Origin of the sequence: Oscillibacter sp. CAG:155 (assembly GCA_000436875.1) — a bacterium.
GTDB lineage: Bacteria > Bacillota > Clostridia > Oscillospirales > Oscillospiraceae > Oscillibacter.
In genome coordinates, this window is the sequence record FR890944.1 from 4,545 (window position 1) to 5,192 (window position 648).

Genomic DNA, 648 nt, shown 5'->3' on the forward strand with positions numbered 1-648 from the left:
CGGCCATGGACGCGCCGCTGCCGGAGGAGAGGCCCACCCAGCCGGACGACGCGGCGGCGGTCCGGTCTCTCTCCCGAACCTGGGAGAAGGGAAAACGGCGGGCCTGGTGGAAAGGGGCCCTCATCGCCGCGGCGGTATGCGCGGTGCTGGCAGGACTCTGGGCGGCGGCTACGCAGCTGTACGTCTTTCCCGTGGACCCGGAGAAGATCGAGATTACAGATGTGCGGCAGCTCTCCGACGGACGGATTTTGTATCACTTCAAGATCGACGATGACCGGAATCTGCGGCTTTTGCAATTTGAATTTGAGGAAGTCGACGGAGTGGGCAACATGTACTATGTACCCAGCCGGGCGTTGTATACGGAAAAGCGGCAGAGTCCCTCCCTGGCGGATTCCGACCGGTATCTGGATCTGGAGGAAGCCGGCGCTTGGGCCCGGATTCATGGAATGGACGCAGAGATCACCCGGGTCTGGTACGGCCAGGGCGAGGACGCCGTTTTGCTCTGGGAGGAGGGCATGGATTTACCTGCTGCCTCCGCCGCCGATGAGGCGGAGTGGAGCTATTCGGAGTCCAGTGCCGCCTATTGGGAAGAACACTACAGCCTGCCGGATACCGCCCCGCAGGAATGACCATATAATAAGCAGCCCG

The 648-nt window shown here is 62.2% G+C and carries 1 protein-coding gene; it reads left to right on the forward strand.

The annotated features are described in order from the left end of the window. A partial coding sequence (locus QZL67_RS08820; RefSeq protein WP_292920182.1) for a hypothetical protein occupies positions 1–629 on the forward strand: 629 nt, incomplete at its 5' end. Positions 630–648 lie beyond the last annotated feature (19 nt).